At 71.9% G+C, this 23,702-nt stretch carries 17 protein-coding genes; 9 read left to right on the forward strand and 8 right to left on the reverse strand.

What is annotated here, in order from left to right:
• Window positions 1-189: hypothetical protein (locus tag EZM51_RS20910; RefSeq protein WP_211196004.1), on the reverse strand; the 189-nt coding region annotated here is incomplete at its 3' end.
• 166 nt (window positions 190-355) lie between these two features.
• Between EZM51_RS20910 and EZM51_RS19990 the strand changes: the two genes are divergently transcribed.
• Both EZM51_RS19990 and ahcY read left to right on the forward strand, forming a co-directional pair.
• A complete protein-coding gene (locus EZM51_RS19990) occupies window positions 356-4,591 on the forward strand; it encodes a carboxypeptidase regulatory-like domain-containing protein (protein ID WP_169054013.1) in 4,236 nt (1,411 codons plus the stop codon).
• A 120-nt stretch (window positions 4,592-4,711) separates the two neighbouring features.
• Window positions 4,712-6,190 (forward strand): adenosylhomocysteinase, encoded by a 1,479-nt coding sequence (gene ahcY, locus EZM51_RS19995; protein WP_136710075.1) that lies wholly within the window; start codon window positions 4,712-4,714, stop codon window positions 6,188-6,190.
• 208 nt (window positions 6,191-6,398) lie between these two features.
• On the opposite strand, the gene EZM51_RS20000 is transcribed toward ahcY, so the two are convergent.
• Entirely contained in the window at window positions 6,399-7,244 is an 846-nt protein-coding gene (locus EZM51_RS20000; protein ID WP_136710076.1) for an RDD family protein, read from the reverse strand.
• Window positions 7,245-7,261: 17 nt separating this feature from the next.
• Here EZM51_RS20000 and EZM51_RS20005 point away from each other — a divergent pair, with 17 nt between their 5' ends.
• Window positions 7,262-8,257 carry a stage II sporulation protein M gene (locus EZM51_RS20005; RefSeq protein ID WP_136710077.1) on the forward strand — a complete coding sequence of 332 codons (996 nt, stop codon included), beginning with the start codon at window positions 7,262-7,264 and terminating at the stop codon, window positions 8,255-8,257.
• Window positions 8,258-8,308: 51 nt separating this feature from the next.
• Here EZM51_RS20005 and EZM51_RS20010 read toward each other — a convergent pair whose 3' ends face one another.
• The 6 genes from EZM51_RS20010 to EZM51_RS20035 form a co-directional block, all read right to left on the reverse strand.
• Window positions 8,309-9,646 carry a DUF58 domain-containing protein gene (locus tag EZM51_RS20010; RefSeq protein ID WP_136710078.1) on the reverse strand — a complete coding sequence of 446 codons (1,338 nt, stop codon included), beginning with the start codon at window positions 9,644-9,646 and terminating at the stop codon, window positions 8,309-8,311.
• 1 nt (window position 9,647) lies between these two features.
• Window positions 9,648-10,640 carry an AAA family ATPase gene (locus EZM51_RS20015; protein WP_136710079.1) on the reverse strand — a complete coding sequence of 331 codons (993 nt, stop codon included), beginning with the start codon at window positions 10,638-10,640 and terminating at the stop codon, window positions 9,648-9,650.
• Window positions 10,637-11,902 (reverse strand): DUF4350 domain-containing protein, encoded by a 1,266-nt coding sequence (locus EZM51_RS20020; protein WP_136710080.1) that lies wholly within the window; start codon window positions 11,900-11,902, stop codon window positions 10,637-10,639. Before EZM51_RS20020 ends, EZM51_RS20015 begins: the two co-directional genes overlap by 4 nt.
• Window positions 11,899-12,582 (reverse strand): DUF4129 domain-containing protein, encoded by a 684-nt coding sequence (locus EZM51_RS20025; protein ID WP_211196005.1) that lies wholly within the window; start codon window positions 12,580-12,582, stop codon window positions 11,899-11,901. Before EZM51_RS20025 ends, EZM51_RS20020 begins: the two co-directional genes overlap by 4 nt.
• Window positions 12,573-13,844: a glycerophosphoryl diester phosphodiesterase membrane domain-containing protein gene (locus EZM51_RS20030; RefSeq protein ID WP_136710081.1), complete on the reverse strand. Its 1,272-nt coding sequence runs from the start codon at window positions 13,842-13,844 to the stop codon at window positions 12,573-12,575. Before EZM51_RS20030 ends, EZM51_RS20025 begins: the two co-directional genes overlap by 10 nt.
• Before the next feature lie 132 nt (window positions 13,845-13,976).
• Window positions 13,977-14,759 (reverse strand): SDR family oxidoreductase, encoded by a 783-nt coding sequence (locus tag EZM51_RS20035; RefSeq protein WP_136710082.1) that lies wholly within the window; start codon window positions 14,757-14,759, stop codon window positions 13,977-13,979.
• A 179-nt stretch (window positions 14,760-14,938) separates the two neighbouring features.
• Here EZM51_RS20035 and mtrA point away from each other — a divergent pair, with 179 nt between their 5' ends.
• The 6 genes from mtrA to secA all read left to right on the forward strand — a co-directional run bounded on the left by mtrA (window position 14,939) and on the right by secA (window position 23,624).
• Window positions 14,939-15,619, forward strand: a complete 681-nt coding sequence (mtrA, locus tag EZM51_RS20040) for an MtrAB system response regulator MtrA (protein WP_136710083.1) — start codon at window positions 14,939-14,941, stop codon at window positions 15,617-15,619.
• 7 nt (window positions 15,620-15,626) lie between these two features.
• On the forward strand, window positions 15,627-17,312 hold the full coding sequence (gene mtrB, locus EZM51_RS20045) for an MtrAB system histidine kinase MtrB (RefSeq protein ID WP_136710084.1): 1,686 nt from the start codon (window positions 15,627-15,629) through the stop codon (window positions 17,310-17,312).
• Window positions 17,305-18,978: a GerMN domain-containing protein gene (locus EZM51_RS20050; RefSeq protein ID WP_169054014.1), complete on the forward strand. Its 1,674-nt coding sequence runs from the start codon at window positions 17,305-17,307 to the stop codon at window positions 18,976-18,978. Before mtrB ends, EZM51_RS20050 begins: the two co-directional genes overlap by 8 nt.
• Before the next feature lie 96 nt (window positions 18,979-19,074).
• Window positions 19,075-19,854 (forward strand): phosphoribosyltransferase family protein, encoded by a 780-nt coding sequence (locus tag EZM51_RS20055; protein WP_136710086.1) that lies wholly within the window; start codon window positions 19,075-19,077, stop codon window positions 19,852-19,854.
• A gap of 12 nt (window positions 19,855-19,866) precedes the next feature.
• Window positions 19,867-20,571: a ribosome-associated translation inhibitor RaiA gene (raiA, locus tag EZM51_RS20060; RefSeq protein WP_136710087.1), complete on the forward strand. Its 705-nt coding sequence runs from the start codon at window positions 19,867-19,869 to the stop codon at window positions 20,569-20,571.
• A gap of 260 nt (window positions 20,572-20,831) precedes the next feature.
• A complete protein-coding gene (secA, locus tag EZM51_RS20065) occupies window positions 20,832-23,624 on the forward strand; it encodes a preprotein translocase subunit SecA (RefSeq protein WP_136710088.1) in 2,793 nt (930 codons plus the stop codon).
• The last annotated feature ends 78 nt before the right edge of the window (window positions 23,625-23,702 follow it).

Genomic DNA, 23,702 nt, shown 5'->3' on the forward strand with positions numbered 1-23,702 from the left:
GCGGCTCAACGTCGAGGGCGAGGATGCCGCGACCATGGCCTCGATCCGCGACGAGGTGCTCGCGCTCATCCGCGGCTGACGCGCCGCGCGCCTGCCGCGCGCCGCGCGTCCCGCCGCGCGTGTGGTCTGATTCTGCGGATATACGATCCGCCGCGCCGGGGATTCCTGCCCGCCGCCGGGGTGTCGCATCGTATATCCGCAGATTGGTGCAGGTGCTCGGAGCGGAGACCCCCGAATGGGGGACACCGCCACGATCCGGCTGACCAGTACGCTCATGGAACCGAACACGGTCCGGCCGCGCGGCAGTGTTGCAGCGCACCCGGGTCCGATCCGAACCCTACAAGCCGGAGAATACGTGTCACGCACGCCTCGATGGCTCCTGCCTGCCCTCAGGGGCGCAGCGAGCCTCGCCACCGCCGCCCTCATCGCCTCAGGACTCGCCGTGGGTGGCGCGACCCCGGCATTCGCCGACGGCGCGGTTGCATCGGCGCCGGTCTTCGAGTCGACGCCGCCGACGGCGGCCGCCACCGAGGAGCCCGCGTCGACCGAGGAGCCCGCGTCGACCGAGGAGCCGGCACCCACCGATGCACCCGCAGCCACCGAGGCGCCGGCGCCGACTGAAGAGCCCGCGGCGATCGAGGTCGACGCCGCCGGGATCGCGGCGATCCAGGGCACGGTCACCGTCAGCGACGGAAGGGCGGCAGACGGAGTGTCCGTCAACGCGTACCGGCACAACGGCGAATGGTTCGAGCACGTTGCCGGCGTTGCGACCGACGCGGCGGGCGGCTACTCCCTCGGCGGGCTGACGGCCGGCACGTACACGCTCGAGTTCGCGCCCGCGTTCGACTCGGCGCTCATCGCGGAGTGGTGGAACGACCGGCCCGACCAGATGTCGGCGGATTCGTTCGAGGTCGCCGACGGCTCCACCATCTCCGGCATGGACGCACAGCTCGGCCTCGGTGGCGCGGTCGAGGGTGTCGTGGCCGACTCCGACGGCGCACCGCTTCCGTACGCCGGTGTCACGGCGTTCTCGGTGGACAACGGCTACCCCGAATGGCGGGGCAGCTCGTCGACCGACGAGAGCGGCGCGTTCGCGATCGCGGGTCTGGCCGGAGGTACCTACACCCTCCAGTTCAGCCCACCGTGGGGGTCTGCCTACTCGGGTGAGTGGTGGAATGACAAGCCCGACCAGTACTCGGCCGACACGTTCAGCGTGGTCGGCGGTGAGACGGTATCGGGCCTGTTCGCCGAGCTGGCCGTCGGGGGGTCGATCAGCGGCGTCGTGACCGGGTCGGACGACCTGCCTCTTGCCGGGGTAGACGTCTCCGCGATGGGTTCGGGCATCTGGGTTTCCGCCGTCACCGATGCCGACGGACGATATGACCTCACGGGCCTCGGTGCGGGCGACTACACCATCTCATTCAGGCCGGGCACCTTCGAACCCAGCCTCGCCGGGTACCTTCCCGAGTACTGGGACGACAAGCAGAGCCAGTTCGAGGCCGATCCGGTGACGGTCGGCGTCGGCGAGGCCGTCACGGGCATCGATGCGCAGCTCGCACTCGGAGGAAGCATCTCGGGGGTCGTCGCCGCCGACGGCGAATCGATCGCGGGTGTCGACGTGTCGGTCAGCGGCCCCGGATGGGGCTGGACCACGACCGACGCCGACGGACACTACCAGGTGACCGGGCTCGCTCCCGGCTCGTACGATGTTCGGTTCACCATGCCGAGCGGCAGCCCCTACTTCAGCGGCAGTGCCACCGTGCAGGTGACCGCCGGTGGCGACGCGGTGCTCGACTTCACTCCCGAACGCGCCGCGAGCGTGACCGGACGCGTCACCGTCGCGGACTCCGGGGCATCGGTGCCCGGCGCGACCATCACGATGTACGGGTTCGGCGACTACCCGAGGGCAACCGCTACCACCGATGCCGACGGCTATTTCTCCATCGCACCCGTCGAAGCCGGACGATACCTGCTCGAGGTGAGCGGGGAGGGGATCCGCACGACCTGGTCCGGCGGTTCAGCGACACGTTCCGGCGCGACGATCTTCTCAGTGGCATCGGCGAGCGAGACCGTCGTGGATGTCGCGGCACCGGCAGGCGCGGCAGGGGCGATCGCCGGCGCGGTGTCCACCGAGACGGCCGAGGGTGTCGTGCCGGCGGCAGGCGCCGTCGTCGAACTCCACACCGAGCGCGGCGTGCTGCGGAGCACGGTGGCCGACGCCGAGGGACAGTACCGCTTCGAGGGACTCGAGGCCGGTCAGTACGCGGTGCGATTCAAGCAGACGGAGTGGGCTTCGAGCTCATGGTGGTGGGATGGCAGCACCCGAGAGGCGGCTCGCTTCTTCGACGTCGGTGCCGACGGCATCGTCACGCGCGACTTCACCATGCCGGGCCTCGGCTGGATCAGTTCGACGTTCGCGGTCGATGGCGAGTACACCGGATTCATCCACGCCGAGGTCTTCGATGCCGGGACCGGCGAGTTGGTGGCGTCCGGGAGCGAAGGCTTCTGGACTGACGAATTGCACGTGGGGGACGTGCCCGCCGGCGACGTCAAGGTGCGATTCACCGGGCCCATCCGTGACGTGTGGTGGGGCGGCGCAGCCGACTTCGCTGGTGCCCAAACCCTCACCGTCCCGATCGGGGGCGAGGCCAGGGCCGATGTGGCCCTGTCGGTGGACACCGTGCTCAGTGGCGTCGTGTACGCACCCGACGGGCAGCCGGTCGCCGGCACGGGCGTGAGCATCTGGCCCGACGACGGTTCGTCGTCCTCTATCTACGCCGCGACCGACGACGCCGGCGCATACCGCGTGACGGGGCTCGAGCCGGGCCGCTACACCGTGACCGCCAGTGCTGGGGCCACGGGAAGCGTGCACGGCCCGTTGGTCGTGGAGATCGGCGCGGACACCGCCGCGATCACGCTCGACATTCGACTCAGTCAGGATGTGAGACTGGCCGGCACGATCACGCATCTCGGAGCGCCCGTCGAAGGATGTGTGAGCGTGCGGGTCGTCGGTGCCGAGCATGGTGACGGCACCTGCACCGGCGCCGACGGCTCCTACGAGTACTGGCTTCAGCCCGGTGAGCACGTCGTCTCCTTCCGCACGATGGCCGACATCGGGGCGGCCGCCTCCAGCCATCTCGTGACCGTCACCCCGGACCAGTCGGGCACGATCGAGCTCGACGCCGAGCTCGAACCCGGCGGGGTCGTCGAGGGAACGGTCACTGCCGACCTCGGAAGCGGGCTCGAGCCGATCGCGGGCGTCTGGGTGTCGGCCGTCGAGGGCGCCGGAGGCGCCTCAGCCGTCTCCGGCGATGATGGAACCTACCGGATCTGGGGTCTCGAGAACGGCGTTCCGCACACGGTGCAGTTCGGATACGCGTGGAACGACCTCGCCATGGAGTGGTGGGATGACGCGTCGTCGCCGACTTCGGCGACGACGGTCGTGCCCGCCGCGGAGCCGACGACGGGTATCGACGCGGTGCTCACCCGGGGCGGTTCCCTGAGTGGCCGTGTCACTGACGCCGGCGGCCTGGGTGCGTCGTTCACCACCGTCGAGGCGTACTCCGTCGACGGCGCACTCATCGGAGAGGTCAACGCCAACATCCAGGGCGCGTACGTCTTCACGGGGCTGCCCGCGGGCGAGGTCAAGCTGCGGTTCACGCCCTCGGCGCAGTGGACACCCGGGCACCTGTCGGAGTGGTGGCAGGACGCCGGCTCGGCCGCATCGGCTTCCGCCGCGATGGTGGTCGGCGGAGAAGAGACGTCGCGCGTCGATGCTGCGCTGAACGAGGTCGGCACGGTGCCGGTCGAACTCGATGCTCCGCAGGTCTCCGGCTCGCCGCGCGTCGGAGAGACGCTGACGGCGGTCGCAACGACGACGACCGACGGGGCATCCCTCACCTATGAATGGCTCGCCGACGACGTCGTGATCGCCGGTGCGACCGACGCCGCGTTCGTGCTCACGTCGGAGCAGCTCGGCGCGCGGATGTCGGTTCGGGTGACCGCGTCGGCCGACGGATACCTGTCGACCACGTCGACCTCCCCGCCGACCGAGGTGGTCGCAGCGGCGGAGCCCGACCCGTCGCTGCCGCAGATCTCCGGTACCGCCGTCGTGGGCGCGAAGCTGGAAGCGGATCCCGGCGAGAAGCCGCAGGGAACGGCGTTCCTGTACCAGTGGTACGCCGACGGCGCGCCGATCTCCGACGCGACCGACGCGGCATTGCGCCTCACCGCCGAGCACGAGAGTGCGCGCATCGAGGTGCAGGTCACCACGCTCCGGCGGGGTGTGGTGCTGGAGCGGCGCATGTCCGACCCGACGCTGCGGGTGCTCCTCGCGAGCACCCCCGACGTCTCGGGCGCACGCACCGTGGGTTCGACCCTCACGGTCGACCCGGGTGCCTGGACGGCGGGAACGCGGCACGCGTATCAGTGGTATGCCGACGGTGCGGCCATCGACGGCGCCACCGTTTCGACGCTCGAGCTCACGGCGGAGCTCGTGGGCGCGCACATCGGGGTCACGGTGACCGGGCACCTGTCCGGTTACCCGATCGTGGAGCGGTCGTCGGAGGGGACCGTGCTGGTGCGGCCGTAGCGGCGTACCCCGGCCGCCCCGGCCGCCGCGGTCCTGGAACCGCGACGGGCAGGTCAGCGTGGACCCTGAAATCTGTGCAGGGGCGGTGGGGAACGGCGGCAGCCTGCGACAATGGTCCGCATGGATGCCGCCGTCACCACCGCCCTCCCGTACAAGGTCGCCGACCTCTCGCTCGCCGAGGCGGGCCGCCACCAGCTGCGACTCGCCGAGAACGAGATGCCGGGGCTCATGGCCCTCCGAGCCGAGTTCGGCGAGTCCAAGCCGCTCGCGGGCGCCCGCATCGCGGGCAGCCTGCACATGACCGTGCAGACCGCCGTGCTCATCGAGACGCTCGTGGCCCTCGGCGCGCAGGTGCGCTGGGCGAGCTGCAACATCTTCTCCACGCAGAACGAGGCCGCCGCGGCCGTCGTGGTCGGGCCCGACGGCACCCTCGACGACCCGAAGGGCGTGCCCGTGTTCGCCTGGAAGGGCGAGACGCTCGAGGAGTACTGGTGGTGCACCGAGCGCATCTTCGACTGGAGCGCTGAGTCCGCGGCATCCGGAGCGGATTGGATCGGCCCCAACATGATCCTCGACGATGGCGGCGACGCCACCCTGCTCGTGCACCAGGGACGCGAGTTCGAGGCCGCAGGTTCGGTGCCCGAGGCGACGGATGCCACGAGCCACGAGTTCCGGGTCGTGCTCGACACCCTCCGCCGCTCGCTCGCGCTGAGCCCCGACCGGTGGACCCGCATCGCCGCGGAGATCACGGGCGTCACCGAGGAGACCACCACGGGCGTGCACCGCCTGTACGAGCTGCACGCGAAGGGCGAACTGCTCTTCCCGGCGATCAACGTCAACGACTCCGTGACGAAGTCGAAGTTCGACAACAAGTACGGCATCCGGCACTCGCTGCCCGACGGGCTCAACCGCGCCACCGACGTGCTCATGGGCGGCAAGGTCGCGTTCGTCGCGGGCTACGGCGACGTCGGCAAGGGCGCCGCCGAGGCGCTGCGCGGTCAGGGCGCCCGCGTCATCGTGAGCGAGGTCGACCCGATCTGCGCGCTGCAGGCGGCCATGGACGGCTACCAGGTGTCGCGCCTCGAGTCGGTGATCGGCGAGATCGACATCCTCGTCACCGGCACGGGCAACAAGGACGTGGTGCGGGTCGAGCACATCCTCGGGCTCAAGCACCTCGCGGTCGTCGCGAACGTCGGGCACTTCGACAACGAGATCGACATGGCCGGGCTCGAGTCGCTGCCGGGAGCGGAGCGCATCGAGATCAAGCCGCAGGTGCACGAGTGGCGTCTGCCCACGGGCCGCAGCGTGCTCGTGCTGAGCGAGGGACGTCTCATGAACCTCGGCAACGCGACGGGGCATCCGTCGTTCGTCATGTCGAACTCGTTCACGAACCAGGTGCTCGCGCAGATCGAGCTGTGGACGCGGCCCGAGGCGTACCCCGTAGGCGTCTACGTGCTGCCGAAGCATCTCGACGAGAAGGTCGCCCGGCTGCACCTCGACGCCCTCGGCGTCGAGCTCACCGAGCTCACGCCCGAGCAGGCGGCGTACATCGGCGTGCCGGTCGAGGGCCCGTACAAGGTCGATCACTACCGGTACTGACGGCGCGTTTCGAGACGCGTCGCGTTTCGCGCGGCGCTCCTCGCCCCTCGGGCGCGCTTCGCGGCATCCCGGCCCCGGCCGCGCGCTTCGAGCCCGTTCCGGCGGATATACGATCCGGCACGCCGACGATGACGCCGCGTCCTCGGTGCGCCGGATCGTATATCCGCAGTACTTGACACGCGACGCGAGACGGGGCGGATGCCGCGACTCAGCGAGCGGGCGGGAAGCCGACGGGCTTCGCCGTGAGCTGCGGCGCCAGCGCGGCCATGCGCGCGTCCTCGATCGCGAGGGCCGCGAGGTCGCGGTCGCGCCGGAGCGCGACCACCGCCGCGAGGAACAGCTCGTGCGGGGCATCCGGCACCGGTGACACGTGCGGGGCGACCTCGGCGGCGAGCGACGCCGCGACGCGCGCGCGGCTCTCGGGCGTCAGGTGCTCGACGTTCCCGAAGAACGTGGCGACGCGTCGGGCGACGGGGTCGGGCAGCCGTCCGATGTCGGCGACGCTCGCCCAGCCGACGAGTTCGGGCGGCACGCCGAACGCGGTCTGCGGCAGCCTCGGCACGCGTTCGACCTGCGAGTGCGTGCCGGCGAGCAGGTCGCCGAGTCGCTTCGACGACGGGTTCAGGAACCCGACGAGCACCGCCAGGCCGCCGAACGTCAGGTAGATCTCGAGGACACCGGTGAGCGCGCGGATGAACGCGTGCCGGAACCCGATCGCCCCGCCGTCGTCGCGCACCACGCGCAGGCCGAGGGCGAGCTTGCCGAGCGACCGGCCGTGCGTGGCCGTCTCGACCGCGGTGGGCAGGACGACGATGGCGAGCACGATGCCCGCGATGATGATCGCCCGCGCCGCGGCCTCGTCGACCGACAGTCCCGACAGGGCGAGGAGCAGTCCGACGATCAGCAGCACCGTGACGAGCACGTCGATCGCGGCGCCGCCGGCCCGGATGAGCGCGCTCGCCGGGCGCACGTCGAGGGTGACGGCCTCGCCGGTGACGACCCCCTCGTCATCGAATCGGGCGGCCCGGATCCGGGTCCCCGTCGCGTCGGCCATGGGTAGTATTCAAGCAGATGGACCTCGACGCGCTCGCCACCGCCCGCCACGACGACTGGGAGCGGCTCGACGCGCTCGCGCGGTCGCGCCGGCTCGACGGGCCCGAGGCCGACGAGCTCATCGAGCGGTATCAGGGCGCGGCATCCGACCTCTCGCTCGTGCAGACCACGGCGGGCTCGACCGCGCTCGGCGACCGCCTGTCGATCTCGCTCGCGCGCGCCCGGCTCAGGTTCACCGGCGCCCCTGAGAATCCGCTCCTGCAGTTCACGAGGTTCGCGGTCGTGAGCCTGCCCGCGGCCCTCTACCGGCTGCGCTGGCTCACGCTCGCCGTCGCGATCGCAACCGTCGTGGTGGCGGCGCTCTACACCTGGTGGATCGGCGGCGACCCGCGCGTCCTCGCCACGCTCGGCACCGAGCGCGAGCTGCGGCAGATCGCCGAGGAGGGATTCGTCGCCTACTACTCCGAGAACCCCGCCGCCTCGTTCGCCGGTGCCGTCTGGACGAACAACGCCTGGATCGCGGCGCAGGCGGTCGCGTTCGGGATCACCGGCGTGTGGGTGCCGTACGTGATCCTGCAGAACGCGCAGAACCTCGGCGTGACCGCGGCCGTGATGTTCGCCTACGACGAGGCCGACACCTTCTTCCTCTACATCGCGCCGCACGGCCTGCTCGAGCTCACCTGCGTGTTCGTTGCCGCCGCCGCGGGTCTCCGCATCTTCTGGGCCTGGGTCGCGCCCGGCCCGCGCTCGCGCGGCCTCGCGCTCGCCGAGGAGGCCCGCTCGCTGTTCACGGTCGTGATCGGGCTCGTGTTCTTCCTCTTCGTCTCGGGCCTCATCGAGGGCTTCGTCACGCCGGCGCCGTGGCCGTGGCCGGTGAAGATCGGCATCGGCGCGCTCGCGCTGGGCGGCTTCCTCGCCTACCTGATCGTGCTCGGCGGGCGCGCGGCCCGCGCCGGCGAGACGGGCGATCTCGTCGAGTTCGACGCCGGCGCGACCCGCATCACCGTCGGCTGAGACGAGCGGGGTGCGGATGCCGCGGGCGGATGTCGCGAGCCGCCGCCGGGGTCAGAGCCGGCCCGACGCCTTGAGCTCCAGGTAGCGATCGGCGAGGGCGGGCGGAAGTTCGTGCGGCGGAGCCGTGACGGTGATCGCCCCGAGACGGCGGATCGCCGCGGCGACGCGTTCGCCGTCGAGGAGCGCGCGCTCGGCCGCGGCCGCCGTGTACGCCTCGTCGAGCGAGCCGCGCTCGCGCGACGCAGCGACGAGCGCCGGGTCGGCGACGGAGGCCACGATCACGGTGTGCCGCGAGGTGAGCTGCGGCAGCACCGAGAGGAGGCCGCGCGCGCTGCCGGGGGAGTCCGCCGCAGTGAGCAGCACCACGAGCGCGTGCCGGCTCGTGACCCGCCGCACCTGTCCGGGCACGGCGGTCCAATCCGCCTCGATGAGCTCGGCGTCGACGTCGGCCATCGTGTCGACCATGCGCGCGAGCAGTTCCGCCCCGCTGGCGCCGTGCACGCGTCCGCGCAGCCGCCGGTCCCACGCGAGGAAGTCGACGCGGTCGCCCGCGTGCGAGGCCAGCGCCGCGAGCAGCAGGGCCGCCTCCCACGCGGTGTCGAGGCGCGGCTCGTCGGCGATGCGCGCCGCGGCGGTGCGCGACGTGTCGGCGACGATCACGATCCGCCGGTCGCGTTCGGGCCGCCAGGTGCGCACCATGAGCTTCATGGTGCCCGGCGCCTCGGGGTCGGCGTGCCTCGCCGTCGCGCGCCAGTCGATCGAGCGCACGTCGTCGCCGCGCACGTACTCCCGGATCGAGTCGAACTCGGTGCCCTGCCCGCGGATGAGGAGCGGCGTGCGCCCGTCGATCTCGCGGAGCCGCGTCAACCGCGACGGCAGGTGGGCCCGGGAGTGGAACGGCGGCAGCACCCGGATCCGCCCCGGCGCGGCGAGCGTGGCCTGCCGCGCCCAGAGCCCGAGCGGTCCGGCCGAGCGGATCGTGACCTCGCCGGTGCGGCGGTCGCCGCGGCGCCACGGGGTGAGCCCGAGCGACATCCGACGCCGTTCGCCCGGCGGGATGCGCAGCGGCGTGCGGTTGGGCCCGGCGACCCCGGCCGACGGTTCCCAGCCGTCGCGGACGACGGCGCGGAGCATCCGCCGCCCGAGGTTCTGCACGGCGAGCTCGGCCGTGACCGTCTCGCCGAGGCGCACGCGATCGGGCAGCTCGCGGGTCAGCGCCACCCGGCGGGGCGAGCCCGCGAGCGAGAGGTCGACCGCCCCCGCGCCGACGGCGAGCGCCAGCCAGCCGACGAGCGCGAGCCACGCGGCATCCGCACTCGTGACACCGGCCGCGACGACGGGGACGACGCCGAGCGCGACCAGGAGCACGAACCGACCGGTGACCGCCATGTCAGAGGGGGACCTGCACCTGCTGCATGATCGAGCGGAGCACCGCGTCGACCGCCACGCCCTCGAGCTCGGCCTCGGGCCGCAGCTGCACTCGGTGCCGCCACACGGGCAGCAGCATCGCCTGCACGTGGTCGGGCGTGAGCGAGTCGTACCCCGTGAGCCACGCCCACGCCTTCGCCGCCGCGATGAGTGCGGTGGTCGCGCGCGGGCTCACGCCGAGGCGCATCGACGGGCTGCGCCGCGTCGCCCGGGCGAGGTCGACGACGTAGGCGAGCACGTCGTCGGCGACCCGAACGGAGGCCGCGGCCGCACGCGCCGCCGCGAGCTCGTCGGCCCCGAGCACGGGCGTGACGCCTGCGGCGGCGAGGTCGTGCGGGTCGAAGCCGTCGGCGTGGCGTCGCACGAGGGCGACCTCGGCGTCGCGCTCGGGCACGTCGAGCACGAGCTTCATGAGGAACCGGTCGAGCTGCGCCTCGGGGAGCGCGTAGGTGCCCTCGTACTCGATGGGGTTCTGCGTCGCGGCGACCATGAACGGGTCGGGGAGCGGACGCGTCACGCCGTCTGCCGAGACCTGCCGCTCCTCCATGGCCTCGAGGAGGGCGGACTGCGTCTTCGGCGGCGTGCGGTTGATCTCGTCGGCGAGCAGGATGTTCGTGAACACGGGCCCCTCGCGGAACGCGAACTCACCCGTGCGCGGGTCGTAGGCGAGCGACCCGGTGACGTCGCCCGGCATCAGGTCGGGCGTGAACTGCAGTCGCCGGGTGTCGAGCCGGAGCGTGCGGCTGAGCGTGCGCACGAGCAGCGTCTTCGCGACGCCGGGCACACCCTCGAGCAGCACGTGGCCGCGCACGAGCAGGGCGATGATGAGTCCGGTCACGGCGCCGTCCTGGCCGACGACGGCCTTGCCGACCTCGGTGCGCACTCGGTTCAGCGCGGCGCGCAGTTCGTCGTCGGTGGTCGGCTGTTCGCCGGTTGCGGGAATCGCGTCGGTCATGGTCGCCTTCCTGTCGGGCGGGTCGGGTCGGTCGGGCGGGTCGAGTCGGTCGGGTGCGTCGAGTCGGGTCGGATCGAGCGGCGCACGTCGAGCTCCACGCGATCGAGCTCCGCAGCGAGTTCGACGAACTCGCGGTCGTGCGCGGGGGTGTCGGAGACGAGCAGGCGCTCGACGGATGCCGCGTCGCGACCGGTCGCGGACGCCGCCGCCTCGGCGACCGCGGCCACGTCGGCCGGCCTCGGCAGCCGCAGGAGCGCCGCGAGCCGTTCGATGGCGCCGATGCGGAGCTGATCGAGGGCGTGGGTGCGTGCGCCGCTGCGGGCGTACAGGCGCGCACGGCCCTCGCTCGTCTCGCCCGCCGGCACCTGCACGGGCAGTTGCTCGACCACGAGCGGGCCGAAGCGTCGCCCGCGCCACACGCCCGCGGCGATCACGACGGCGATGGCGAGCACCATGACGGGGCTCACCCAGCCGGGAGTGAGTTCGCCGATCGTCGGTGCCGCGGCCTCGTCGGCGTCGGTGGGGGAGGGCAGGTACCAGACCAGTTCCGCGGATGCCCCGAGCAGCCCGAGCGCGAGGGCGGCGTTGCCCGCCTCGTCGACGTGCTCGTTCGTGAACACGGTCGACGCGGCCACGAGCACGATCTCGCCTCCGGAGGTTCCCGGGCCGGTGACGACCGCGTACCCGAGATCGCCGTCGCGGAAGCATCCGGTCCATCCGGTGGCGGCCGCCGCGTCGTCGACGGTGAGCAGGCGCTGCCCGTCGGAGAGCGCGTCCGCGCGCCGCGCGGCGCGAACGTCGCACGCGACCTCGTCGAGCGGGCCGCCCGCGACGCCGGCCAGCCGCACGCCGGGGGCGAGGCGCTCGAGGGCCTCGAAACCGGGCTGGGCGACCACGAGCCGCTCTGCCGTAACCGCGAGCTCGTCGAGTCCGTCGCCGAGGATCCCGAACTCGTCGTGGAGGAACACGGTCGCGCCCCGGCGTGCGCCGTCGACCGCCTCGTCGATGGTGGCGGCCTCGGTCACCGTCACGCCCTGGGTGCGGAGCACCTCCACGAGCGCCTTCGAGCCGGCCGGCGCCGGGTTGCCCGCGCCGAGCGCGGGACCGGGGGCGCGGAGGCCGCCCTGCGCGACGAGGAGCACGAGGGCGCCGAGCACGAGCACCACGGCGATCACGATCCACGCGCGGCGTCGCCGCAGCTGGGCGCGCAGCGTCGGCGTGATCGCCGGCGCCGCCGACGGCGCCGGGGCGGTGACGGTCATCGGAGCGCCTCCGCGGAGCTGCCGTCGACCGGACTTCCCGCCTCCGGCGCGCCGACCGGTGCGGTGTCGGCGACCGTGCGCTCGAGCACGGTGAGCGCGTCGTAGCGATCGCGGGTGCCCTCCCGCCCGAGGTACCGCACGGCGTCGAAGTCGGCGGCGGCGGCCCGGAGCGCGGGCCCGTGATCGGGGAAGGGTGCGGCCGCGGCATCCGCCACGCCCCTGGCCGTCGTGCCCGGATGCACGCGGATCAGGTCGCGTTCGACGATGCCGCGGGCGAGGGCGCGGAACCGCTCCTCGATCGCGAGCGGCCAGTCGCCCGCCGCAGCCGCGGCCGCCGCGGCGCGTCGGAGCGTCTCGAGGTCGCGACGGTCGGCGTCGTCGAAGAGCGGCCTCGCCGCGCGCCGCCGATGACGCAGGCGCGGAAGGCCGAACACGAGCAGGCCCACCACGACGAGCACCACGACGATCGTGACCGCGGCGAGGGCGAGCAACGGCTCGGGGATGCCGGTGGCGCCCTCGAACAGGGCCGCGATCCAGTCGCGGATCGCCTGCATCGCGAGGTCGAAGGCGGTCGGCTGCGCGCTCTGGTACTCGGGCTTGGAGAGCTCGTCCTCGAGCCACCGGCGCGCCTCGGGCGCGTCGGGATCGACCGGGATCTCGCCGTGCGGGATCAGGACCACGTCGCGGGGCGCTCGCTTCCGGAGGAGAACGAGGGTGAGGGCGCGCCGACGCCGGACGGCGCGGGTGCGGCGGGCGGAGCGTAGGGGTCGCCCACCGACAGGCCGGCCCCGCGCGCCTCGACGTGCCGCTCGAGCTCGAGGTCGAGTCCCTCCTTGCGCATGCGCAGGTCGATGTAGATGACCGCGATGAGCGCCGCCTGCACGACCGCCGTGATGGCGCCGATGAGCAGCGACAGGATGAGCGTCACGACCATCGTGACGATCGTGATCGTGAGTGCGGCACCCGTGCCCGTGGGGTCGACGATGACCGCCAGGAGCGAGCCGACGAGGGAGACCGGCTGCACCACGATGTTCGCCGCGACGTTCAGGATGAACGCGACGAGGAACAGCGTGCCGAAGGTGCGCCAGAAGAAGCCGTCGGTGAGGCGCCACGAGCGCGCCATGGCCGTGCGGATGCCGGCGCGTTCCAGCACGATGACGCTCGGCACGAGCGCGAGCTTCACGCCCAGCCATGCGCCGAGCACGACGAGGCCCAGCCCGAGCAGCACCGCGACCGCGATGCCGACCGCGAGCCCGACGGGCGAGATCGAGCCGGCGAGCAGCACGATGAGGAACAGCAGCACGACGGCGATGAGGAGTGCCGCCCCGACGAGGAGGGTCCAGCCGATGAGCGGCCAGATCCGCTTGGCCGCGCGTCGCCAGAGGGCGCCGAAGCCGAGCTTGTCGCCGAGCGTGCCGGTCGCGACCTCGATGACCATGACGCCCTGCAGGAACGCGCTCACGACGACCGAGATCGCGATGGGCACGAGCATGAGCAGGAGGAACCCGCCGACGGCACCCGACGCGATGGCGTCGGCGTCGGCCTCGGTCGCACCCTCGAGTCGCGTGATGGCGACGGCCATGAACGGAACGACGACCGCCGCGGTCGCCACGGCCGAGACGAGCTGCACGACGAGTCCGCTGCCGAACGTCGGCGCGGGATTGCGCCGGAGCGTGCGGAACGGCGCCCAGAGCAGCGTGCCGAATCCGAGGGGGCGAAGGGGCAGCAGGCCCGGCTTGGGCGGCGGCGTCCACGCGCCGGGGGGCGGCGGAACGGAGGCGCCGGGCGGTGGGGGTGGCGGGGTGGCGCCGGGATTCGCGAAGGGGGGAGGCGACGGGGGACCGTACGCACCGGGGTCGCCGGCGCCGCCCGGCGAGGACGGGGCATCCGGTCGCGGTGCCTGGGGTGAGCCGCCGGGCGCCTGCCACTGATGATCGGACACCTGTCTGCACTCCTTCCGGCGGGTGTCCCCATGCTTTCACATTCGGTTCCGCCGCGTTGGAGCCCTCCACCGTCCCGTGGCCGGGACGTCGCCCCACCGTGGCCGGAACGTCGCCTCACCGGATGTCGCGGCTCACCAGTTCGAGTCGCCGCGGATCACGACATCGCTTCCGCCGTCGATGAAGACGACCTGACCGCACAGGTGCGCGTTCTGTTCACCCACGAGCCAGGCGATGAGCTCGGCGACGTCGGCGGCCTCGATGAAGCCGTTGAGCGGCATGGGCACCATCTGCGCGAGCGACGTTCGCTGCTCCTCGGTCTCGGTCAGCCCGGCGACCATGGGCGTGAGCACGACGCCCGGCGCGATCGCGTTGAGCGCGATGCCCGCACCCGCCCATTCGGGCGTCGCGGCGTGCCGCCGGATCCAGCGCACGAGTGCGCGCTTGGTGGTCCCGTAGATGAGGTTCGCCTGCTCGGGCGTGCCGGACTCGAGCTCCGCGCCGCGAGCCACGGCCCGATCTTCGGTGCCCTCGAGCAGCTCGGCGAGGAGCGCCTCGTCGGGCGGGAACAGCGACGCCATCGATGCGGTCGCCACCGCGCGCGGAGCCGGCGACGCCGCGAGCAGGGGCCGAAGCCCCTCGAGCGTCGCGATCGTCCCGTAGTAATTGATGGCGACCGTCTTCGCCGTCGGGGTCGCGAGCCCGGCGTTGGCGACCACGCCGTCGACCACGCCGCCGCTCAGCCGGTCGACCTCGCTCACGAGCGTCGCGCGCCCCTCCGCCGTCGACAGGTCGGCGGCCACGTCGGAGCCCGTCAGGTCGACCCCGATCACGGTTCCGCCGCGTGCCTCGAGGAGATCCCTCGTCGCCCTGCCGATGCCGCTCGCCGCCCCGGTCACCACGTACGTCCTCGCCATCGTCCGTGCCCTCTCGTCGTTGCCGTCGGCACCATCCTCGTCGTCGCGGGTTCGCCCCGGCCGGGACGTTCGTCCCGCGTGATCGCGCTCCCACCGGTTCCACCGTCCTCGGAGCATCACGGACTACGCTTGGCATACTGATTTCGGCCGTGACCCGCGGCCCTGACCGGAATGAGCGGATGACTCCACGCGTACTCGTCGTCGACGACGACACCGCCCTCGCGGAGATGATCGGCATCGTGCTGCGCACCGAGGGGTTCGACCCGGCGTTCTGCGCCGACGGCACGGGCGCGCTCGCCGCGTTCCGCGACACGAAGCCCGATCTCGTGCTCCTCGACCTCATGCTGCCGGGCGTCGACGGCATCGAGGTCTGCGGACGCATCCGTGCCGAATCCGGTACGCCCATCATCATGCTCACCGCGAAGAGCGACACCGCCGACGTCGTGAAGGGCCTCGAGTCTGGCGCCGACGACTACATGGTGAAGCCGTTCAACCCCAAGGAGCTGGTCGCGCGCATCCGCACCCGGCTGCGACCCACCCCCGAGCCGGTCGTCGAGACCCTCGCGATCGGCGACCTCACGATCGACGCCGCCGGGCACGAGGTGCGCCGCGGCGACGAGCGCATCAACCTCACTCCCCTCGAATTCGACCTGCTCCTGACCCTCGCGTCGAAGCCGCAGCAGGTGTTCACGCGCGAGATGCTGCTCGAGCAGGTGTGGGGCTACCACTACAAGGCCGACACGCGTCTGGTGAACGTGCACGTGCAGCGACTTCGCGCGAAGGTCGAGCACGACCCCGACAATCCGCGCATCGTCATGACCGTGCGCGGCGTCGGCTACCGGGCCGGCGCGACGACGTAGGTCGCGAATGGCCGAGGCCGACGCCACCTCCCACGCCCCCGGCTGGCGCGGCGTTCCGGGTCGCCTCCTGGCGCTCTGGAACCGGTCGCTGCAGTTCCGCACTGTCCTCATCACGCTGGGGCTCTCGGGCCTCGCGATCCTCATGATCGGCCTGTACATCTCGTTCAGCATCGCGTCGAACCTCTTCCAGGACGAGAAGGAGCGCGTGCTCGCCGCGTCGAACAACGCCACCGCCGCGGCACAGACCCTCGTCACCTCCACGGACGCCTCCGACCCGGGTTCGCTGCGCCTGCTCATGAGCGGCGTGATCGAGACGATCTCGAGCGTCTCGGGGAGCAGGGACTTCGCGATCTTCCGCCACCCCGATGCGACGCCGAACTCGGACGCCCCGCCGGGTGCCCGAAGCCCCAGGTTGGGCGGCGCCATCATCACCGACGAACTGCGCGAGCAGGTGCAGGCCGACCCCGACGGGCAGTACTGGCAGTCGGTCGCCCTGCCCGACGGCGACGGCGCAACGGTGCCCGGCATCGTCGTGGGCAGCACGATGGACGTGCCGGCCGCGGGGCGTTACGAGCTCTACATCGGCTACGACCTCGCCGAGGCGGAACGCACGCTCGCGTCCATGCAGGTCACCGGGGTGGTCGGGGCGGTCGCGCTCCTCGTCCTGCTCAGCGTCATCACGCTCATCGTCGTGCGCTGGGTGATCGAGCCGATCCGAACGGCCGCCGTGACCAGCCGGCGTCTCGCGGCCGGCGACCTCGGCGTGCGCATGCCCGAGCGCGGCGAGGACGAGCTGGCGACGCTCGCCGCCTCCTTCAACGGCATGGCCGACAGCCTGCAGGCGCGCATCCGGGAACTGGCCGAACTCTCGGTCGTGCAGCAGCGCTTCGTGTCCGACGTGTCGCACGAGCTCCGCACCCCGCTCACGACGATTCGCCTGGCCGGTGACGTGCTCTACGGACAGCGCGAGGACTTCCCCGCGCCGACCGCTCGCACGGTGGAACTGCTGCACACGCAGACCGACCGGTTCGAGCGGCTCCTGGCCGACCTCCTCGAGATCAGCCGGTACGACGCGGGTTCGGTGACCCTCGCCACCGAGCCGACGAACCTGGTCCACCTCGCGGGCGACGCGATCGAGTCGATGTACGAACTCGCACGCGACCGGGGGAGCGAGCTGAGGCTGGTCGCCCCGGGCGGTCACCTCGATGCGGAGGTCGACCCGCGGCGCATCCGGCGCATCGTGCGGAACCTGCTCGGCAACGCCATCGAGCACGGCGAGGGCGGTCCGATCGTCGTCGCCGTCGACAGCAATGAGACGGCGATCGCCCTGTCGGTGCGCGACTACGGGCTCGGCATGACCGAGGAGGAGACCGCGCGCGTGTTCGATCGATTCTGGCGCGCCGACCCGAGCCGCATGCGCACGATCGGCGGCACCGGGCTGGGCCTCGCCATCTCGCTCGAGGACGCGATCGCGCACGGCGGTTCGCTCGACGTATGGTCGCGCCCCGGCCAGGGAACCGTGTTCCGGCTCACCCTCCCCAGGTCGGCGGATGCCGCGGCGCTCGTCTCGCCGTTGCCGCTCGAGCCCGAGGACGCCGGCGCCGATGGTCCGCCGCCGACGGAGTCGCTCGGTGCCGTGGAGGTCGAGGCCGAGATGGGGCGCGAGCCGAGGACGGAGGTGCACGATGCGTAGACGCGGGCTCGCGGCATCCGTCGCCCTCGCCTGCCTGGCGCTCACGGGCTGCGTGTCGATCCCCGACTCCGGCGGGGTGCAGCGCGGTGAGGCCGCTGCCGCCGACCCGGTCGAGTTCGACATCCTCGTGCAGCCGCCCGCCGACGGCGCCACGCAGGAGGACATCCTCGACGGCTTCATCGCCGCCGCGCAGAGCCCGCAGAAGAACTACGCGATCGCGCGCGAGTTCCTCACCGAGGCGTTCGCCGACGAGTGGGATCCCCGGGCGGGCGCGACGATCGACGTGCTCGCCGAACGTGAGATCGAGGTCGTCGACGAGACCACCCTTCGCCTCGACGCGACGCCGGCCGCATCGCTGCGCGAGAACGGGCAGTACGAGGAGCCGGAGTCGCGTGCGCCCATCCCGTTCGAGTACCGCTTCGAGCAGGTCGACGGCGAATGGCGCATCTCCGGCGCACCAGACGGCATCGTCGTCGACCAGTTGAGCTTCACCGGGGTGTTCCGTCCGTACACGCTGTACTTCTTCGACCCGACGTATCGCTACCTGGTGCCCGACGTGCGCTGGTACGCGGGGCGCGAGACCGCGCAGACGAGCGTGGTGCGCTCGCTCATCGCCGGCCCTGCCGACTGGCTGGAGCCCGGTGTGGTGTCGGCCTTCCCCGAGGGGGTGCAGCTCTCCCCGGCGGCCGTGACGGTCTCGGGCGACGTCGCGAGCGTGTCGCTGGCGGGTGCCGGGCTCGGCGACCTGCTCACGGCGCAGCGCATCAAGGAGCAGCTCGATGCCAGCCTCATCGGCACCCGGGGCATCGAGGACGTCGCGCTGGCGCTGAACGGCGCGACCTCCGACGTGCCGGCACTGTCCGATCCCACCCCGGTGCGGAACCCGCGCGTCGACCCACGCAGCGTCGTGTTCGACGGCGAGACGTTCGGCCACCTCGCGACCTCGGGGGAGGGCATCGAACCGATCGAGGGGATCTCCGAACTGGTGGTCGCCTCTGCGCCGAGCGGCGCCGCGCTCGGACCGGCGGAGGAGTCGGCCGCCGTGCGCAGCGAGGCGGGCGTGTCGCTCCTGCGCGCGGGTGAGGATCCGGTGCTCCTCGACCCGCGGGCGAACCTCGTGACCCCCGCGATCGACGGCGCGGGCGTCGTGTGGTCCGTCCCCGCCGATGCACCCGACGAGCTCACGTGGTATGCGCCCGACGGGGCCTCCGGGCCGGTCGACGTGCCCTGGACCGGCACGACGATCGCCGCGATCGAGGTGTCGCGCGACTCGACGCGCATCGTCGCCCTGCTCGGCGACGGCGTGCGAACGCACTTCGTGGTCGCCTCGATCGAGCGAGACGCCGACGGGAAGCCGCTGGCGCTCAGCCCCGTGGCGCTTCGCCTCGACGATGCCGACGGCACGCCGCTCGACGTCGCGTGGCTCGACGAGAGCACGGTCGCCTCGCTCACGCAGCTGCCCGACGGCACGGCGCGCATCGTGGTCCAGGAGCTCGGCGGGTTCGCGCGCCGCATCGAGGGGCCGGCCGGGGCCGTGGCGATCGACGGCGGCAACGACGACCTGCGCGTCCTCACGGCGAACGGCGAACTCGACGTGCGCAGCGGCGTCGGCTGGCAGATGCGCGCGAGCGGCATCCGCTTCATCGCGGCCCAGCAACCCGACTGAGCCGACCCGTCCTCCACCGCGGACGACCGTTCGTACCCGAGCACACCGCCCGGCGTCGCGGCGCGCGATCGCACCGCCGCGCGTAAGGCTCGACAGGTGACGGAACCCGATGCCCGACCTGGCCCTGCCGCGCGTCGCGCGCTCCTGGACGCGATCGGCCTGCTCGTGCCGGCGGACTGCGTGGGTTGCGGCGCGGTCGACCGCGCGGTCTGCGGCCGCTGCCGCGCGGTGCTCCTCGGCGCGTCACCGCAATTCGTCGAGCGTCCGGGCCTCAATGCGTGGGCGGCGCTCCGGTACGAGGGGCCGGCCGCGCGCGCGATCGGCGCGTACAAGGACGGAGGGCGAACGGATGCCGCGGGGCCGCTCTCCGAAGCACTCGGCGGCGCGATCGCCGCGGCCCTGCACGGCCTGCCGCCGGGCACGATCGAGGTGTGCACCGTGCCCTCCACCTCGGCCGCCATGCGGGCACGCGGCTACGCACCGGTCGAGCTGCTGCTCTCCCGCTGCGGCATCCGTTCCGCGAACGTGCTGCGGCTGACCCGTGCCCACGAGGATCAGGCCGGACTCGGTGCGGCGGCCCGGCGGGTGAACGCGGAGGGCGCACTGGAGGCCCGGCGGCCGCTCGCCGGACGTCGGTTCCTGCTCGTCGACGACGTGCTCACCACGGGCTCGACGCTCGTCGAGGCCCGTCGTGCGCTGGCCGTCGCGGGCGGATCCGTGGCGGCCGTCGCGGTGCTCGCGGAGACGCCGCTGCGCCGCACCGCGCACACGGCGGTCTCACGGGAAACACTCCGTGACAACCTCACCCGAGGGGGCTACGGTGGCAGGACAGGCGTGGTCGATCCACCCTTCCAGACCCGGGTGACACGCCGGTAGATGGAGGTCGTCATGGAACTGAACATCGTCGGACGAAACCTGGGGGTCACCGACCGATTCCGCGCCTACGCAGCCGAGAAGTCGGAGAAGATCACCCATCTCGCCGAACGAGCCATCTCCCTCGACGTGAAGCTCACCCGTCACAACGAGAAGAACGGGAACAACAACGGCCTCGACCGCGTCGAGCTCACCCTCTTCGGCAAGGGCCCCGTGGTGCGGGCCGAGGCCGACGGCACCGACAAGTACGCCGCATTCGACGTCGCCCTCGGGCGACTCCTCGAGCGCATCCGCCGCGCGAAGGACCGCCGCAAGGTCCATCGCGGCCAGCGCCGCCCCACCTCCCTTCGCGAGGCGACCGACCTCGGCTTCAGCGACGTCGGCGTCCAGGCCGCGGCGCCCGAGGTCATCGAACGAGTCGCGACGGGCAGCATCCCGGTCATCGAGGAACAGCCTCCTGCCGAGCCCGAGGAAGAGGCCTATTCACCGGTGGTGATCCGCCGCAAGATCTTCGCCTCCAGCCCCATGACCGTCGACGACGCGCTCTACCAGATGGAGCTCGTCGGGCACGACTTCTACCTCTTCGTGGACTCCGAGACCGGCCGGCCGAGCGTCGTGTATCGACGCAAGGGCTGGGACTACGGCGTCATCGGGCTCGACGAGCAGTCGGATTCGGAGTCCGGCCCGTCGGAACCCCGACTGGAACGCGCCACGGCCTGACGCCGCGGCATCCGTTCTGCTCGCGCCGGGCGCGGACCGCGGTCCGCGCCCGGCGCCGTCTCGCCCGCGCAGCATCCTCGCCGCCCTCGCCCAGCCTGCTGGCCGCTAGCATGGCTATGATGACCGTCTGCACGGCGGTATCGGGCGTGCCCGGGCGTTCCANGCTAGCATGGCTATGATGACCGTCTGCACGGCGGTATCGGGCGTGCCCGGGCGTTCCACCGAGGAACACGGCGCCCGACGACTACAGGAGAACATTCGTGGCTTCGATTCTGGAAAAGGTCCTCCGCGTCGGCGAGGGCCGAACCCTCAAGCGACTGGAGAACTACGCGGCGGCGGTCAACGCGCTCGAAGACGACTTCCAGGCCCTCAGCGACGAGGAACTGAAGCACGAGACCGTCGAGCTCCGCGAGCGCTACGCGAACGGCGAGTCGCTCGACGACCTGCTGCCCGAGGCGTTCGCGGCGGTGCGCGAGGCGAGCCGTCGCACGCTGGGCCTGCGGCACTTCGACGTGCAGCTCATGGGCGGCGCCGCGCTCCACCTCGGCAACATCGCCGAGATGAAGACCGGTGAGGGCAAGACGCTCGTGGCGACGACGGCGGCGTACCTCAACGCGCTCACGAGCCGCGGCGTGCACATCGTCACGGTGAACGACTTCCTCGCGAGCTACCAGTCAGAGCTCATGGGCCGCGTGTTCCGCGCGCTCGGCATGACCACCGGATGCATCCTGGCCGGCCAGACGCCCGCGCAGCGCCGCGAGCAGTACGCCGCCGACATCACCTACGGGACCAACAACGAGTTCGGCTTCGACTACCTGCGCGACAACATGGCGTGGCAGTCCGCCGACATGGTGCAGCGCGGGCACAACTTCGCCATCGTCGACGAGGTCGACTCGATCCTCATCGACGAGGCCCGCACCCCGCTCATCATCTCGGGACCCGCCTCCGGCGAGGCGAACCGCTGGTTCACCGAGTTCGCGAACCTCGCCAAGCGACTCGTGCCCGGCGAGGACTACGAGGTCGACGAGAAGAAGCGCACCGTCGGCGTGCTCGAGCCCGGCATCGAGAAGGTCGAAGACTACCTGGGCATCGACAACCTCTACGAGTCGGCGAACACCCCGCTCATCTCCTTCCTCAACAACTCGATCAAGGCCAAGGCGCTGTTCAAGCGCGACAAGGACTACGTCGTCATGAACGGCGAGGTGCTCATCGTCGACGAGCACACCGGCCGCATCCTCGTGGGCCGCCGGTACAACGAGGGCATCCACCAGGCGATCGAGGCGAAGGAGGGCGTGCAGGTCAAGGCCGAGAACCAGACCCTCGCCACCGTCACGCTGCAGAACTACTTCCGCCTGTACGACAAGCTTTCGGGCATGACGGGCACCGCCGAGACCGAGGCGGCCGAGTTCATGTCCACCTACCGGCTCGGGGTCGTCGCGATCCCCACCAACAAGCCGATGATCCGCATCGACCAGCCCGACCTCGTCTACAAGAACGAGGAGGCGAAGTTCGCCCAGGTCGTGGAGGACATCGTCGAGCGGCACCGCAAGGGCCAGCCGGTGCTCGTCGGCACCACGAGCGTCGAGAAGAGCGAGTACCTCTCGCGGTTGCTCGCCAAGAAGGGCATCCGGCACGAGGTGCTGAACGCGAAGAACCACGCGCGTGAGGCGGCGATCGTGGCGCAGGCCGGTCGCCACGGCGCCGTGACCGTCGCGACGAACATGGCCGGTCGAGGCACCGACATCATGCTCGGCGGCAACGCCGAGTTCATCGCCGTGCAGCGCATGCACGAGCGCGGGCTGAGCCCCGTCGACACCCCCGAGGAGTACGAGGCGGCGTGGGATGACGTGTTCGAGCAGGTCAAGGCCGAGATCGCGGTCGAGGCCGAGAAGGTCCTCGCCGCGGGCGGACTGTACGTGCTCGGCACCGAGCGCCACGAGTCCCGCCGCATCGACAACCAGCTGCGCGGTCGCTCGGGCCGTCAGGGCGACCCCGGCGAGAGCCGCTTCTACCTGTCGCTGACCGACGACCTCATGCGGCTGTTCAACGCCGGCGCCGCCGAGAGCATCATGTCCCGCGGGGTCCCCGACGACGTCGCCATCGAGTCGAAGGTCGTCACCCGGGCCATCCGGTCCGCACAGTCCCAGGTGGAGGCGCGGAACGCCGAGATCCGCAAGAACGTACTGAAGTACGACGACGTCCTCAACCGGCAGCGCGAGGCGATCTACAACGACCGCCGTCACATCCTGCAGGGCGACGACCTGCACGAGCGCACCCAGACGTTCCTCGAGGACGTGATCGACGAGGTGCTCGACGCGCACACCGCCGAGGGCAGCCCCGACGAGTGGGACTTCGACGCGCTGTGGACCGAGCTGAAGACGCTCTACCCGATCGGAATCACGATCGACGAGGTCGTGGCCGAGGCCGGCGAGAAGGGGCGCGTGAACCGCGACTTCATCCGTCGTGAGATCCTCTCCGACGCGAAGCTCGCGTATCAGCGCCGTGAACAGCAGCTCGGCAGCCCCGCGATGCGCGAGCTCGAGCGGCGCGTCGTGCTCTCGGTCATCGACCGTCGCTGGCGCGACCACCTCTACGAGATGGACTACCTGAAGGACGGCATCGGCCTGCGCGCCATGGCGCAGCGCGACCCGCTCGTGGAGTACCAGCGCGAGGGCTACGCGATGTTCCAGCAGATGATGGGCTCGATCCGCGAGGAGACCATCGGCTTCCTCTTCAACCTCGAGGTCGAGGTGGCCCCGCAGGCGGGCGCCGGCGCCACGATCGAGGCGAAGGGCCTCGGACGCCAGGGTGCGGCCGAGGAGAAGCTGAGCTACTCGGCGCCGAGCGACTCGGGCGGCGTAGAGGTGCGCAACCAGCGCGGCCAGGTGCAGCAGGCGGCCACCCAGCGCGCACGCCGGGCGGTCGCCCAGGCACAGGCTCCCCAGCCCGAGCCGTCGCGTGGGGCGTTCGGCCAGCGCACGGACGGCGGGGCGGCGCAGCCGGCACCGCAGAACCGCGCCGAGCGCCGCGCACAGGAGCGCAAGGGCCGCTGACGGCGGCGCGCGCGCCCGTCGGGCGCGCGCTCGGGCGCTGCGCCACTTCGGCGCTCGCTGCGCCAGGACAGGTGGCGC

The organism is Agromyces sp. H66 (assembly GCF_004959775.1).
GTDB lineage: Bacteria > Actinomycetota > Actinomycetes > Actinomycetales > Microbacteriaceae > Agromyces.

What these genes read in the sequence shown, in the direction of transcription:
- EZM51_RS20050 (WP_169054014.1), top strand. Translation starts at nt 17,305, where the DNA reads ATGCGTAGACGCGGGCTCGCGGCATCCGTCGCCCTCGCCTGCCTGGCG.
- ahcY (WP_136710075.1), top strand. Translation starts at nt 4,712, where the DNA reads ATGGATGCCGCCGTCACCACCGCCCTCCCGTACAAGGTCGCCGACCTC.
- EZM51_RS20010 (WP_136710078.1), bottom strand. Translation starts at nt 9,646, where the DNA reads ATGGCGGTCACCGGTCGGTTCGTGCTCCTGGTCGCGCTCGGCGTCGTC.
- raiA (WP_136710087.1), top strand. Translation starts at nt 19,867, where the DNA reads ATGGAACTGAACATCGTCGGACGAAACCTGGGGGTCACCGACCGATTC.
- mtrA (WP_136710083.1), top strand. Translation starts at nt 14,939, where the DNA reads ATGACTCCACGCGTACTCGTCGTCGACGACGACACCGCCCTCGCGGAG.
- EZM51_RS20000 (WP_136710076.1), bottom strand. Translation starts at nt 7,244, where the DNA reads ATGGCCGACGCGACGGGGACCCGGATCCGGGCCGCCCGATTCGATGAC.
- EZM51_RS20020 (WP_136710080.1), bottom strand. Translation starts at nt 11,902, where the DNA reads ATGACCGTCACCGCCCCGGCGCCGTCGGCGGCGCCGGCGATCACGCCG.
- EZM51_RS20035 (WP_136710082.1), bottom strand. Translation starts at nt 14,759, where the DNA reads ATGGCGAGGACGTACGTGGTGACCGGGGCGGCGAGCGGCATCGGCAGG.
- mtrB (WP_136710084.1), top strand. Translation starts at nt 15,627, where the DNA reads ATGGCCGAGGCCGACGCCACCTCCCACGCCCCCGGCTGGCGCGGCGTT.
- EZM51_RS20015 (WP_136710079.1), bottom strand. Translation starts at nt 10,640, where the DNA reads ATGACCGACGCGATTCCCGCAACCGGCGAACAGCCGACCACCGACGAC.
- EZM51_RS20005 (WP_136710077.1), top strand. Translation starts at nt 7,262, where the DNA reads ATGGACCTCGACGCGCTCGCCACCGCCCGCCACGACGACTGGGAGCGG.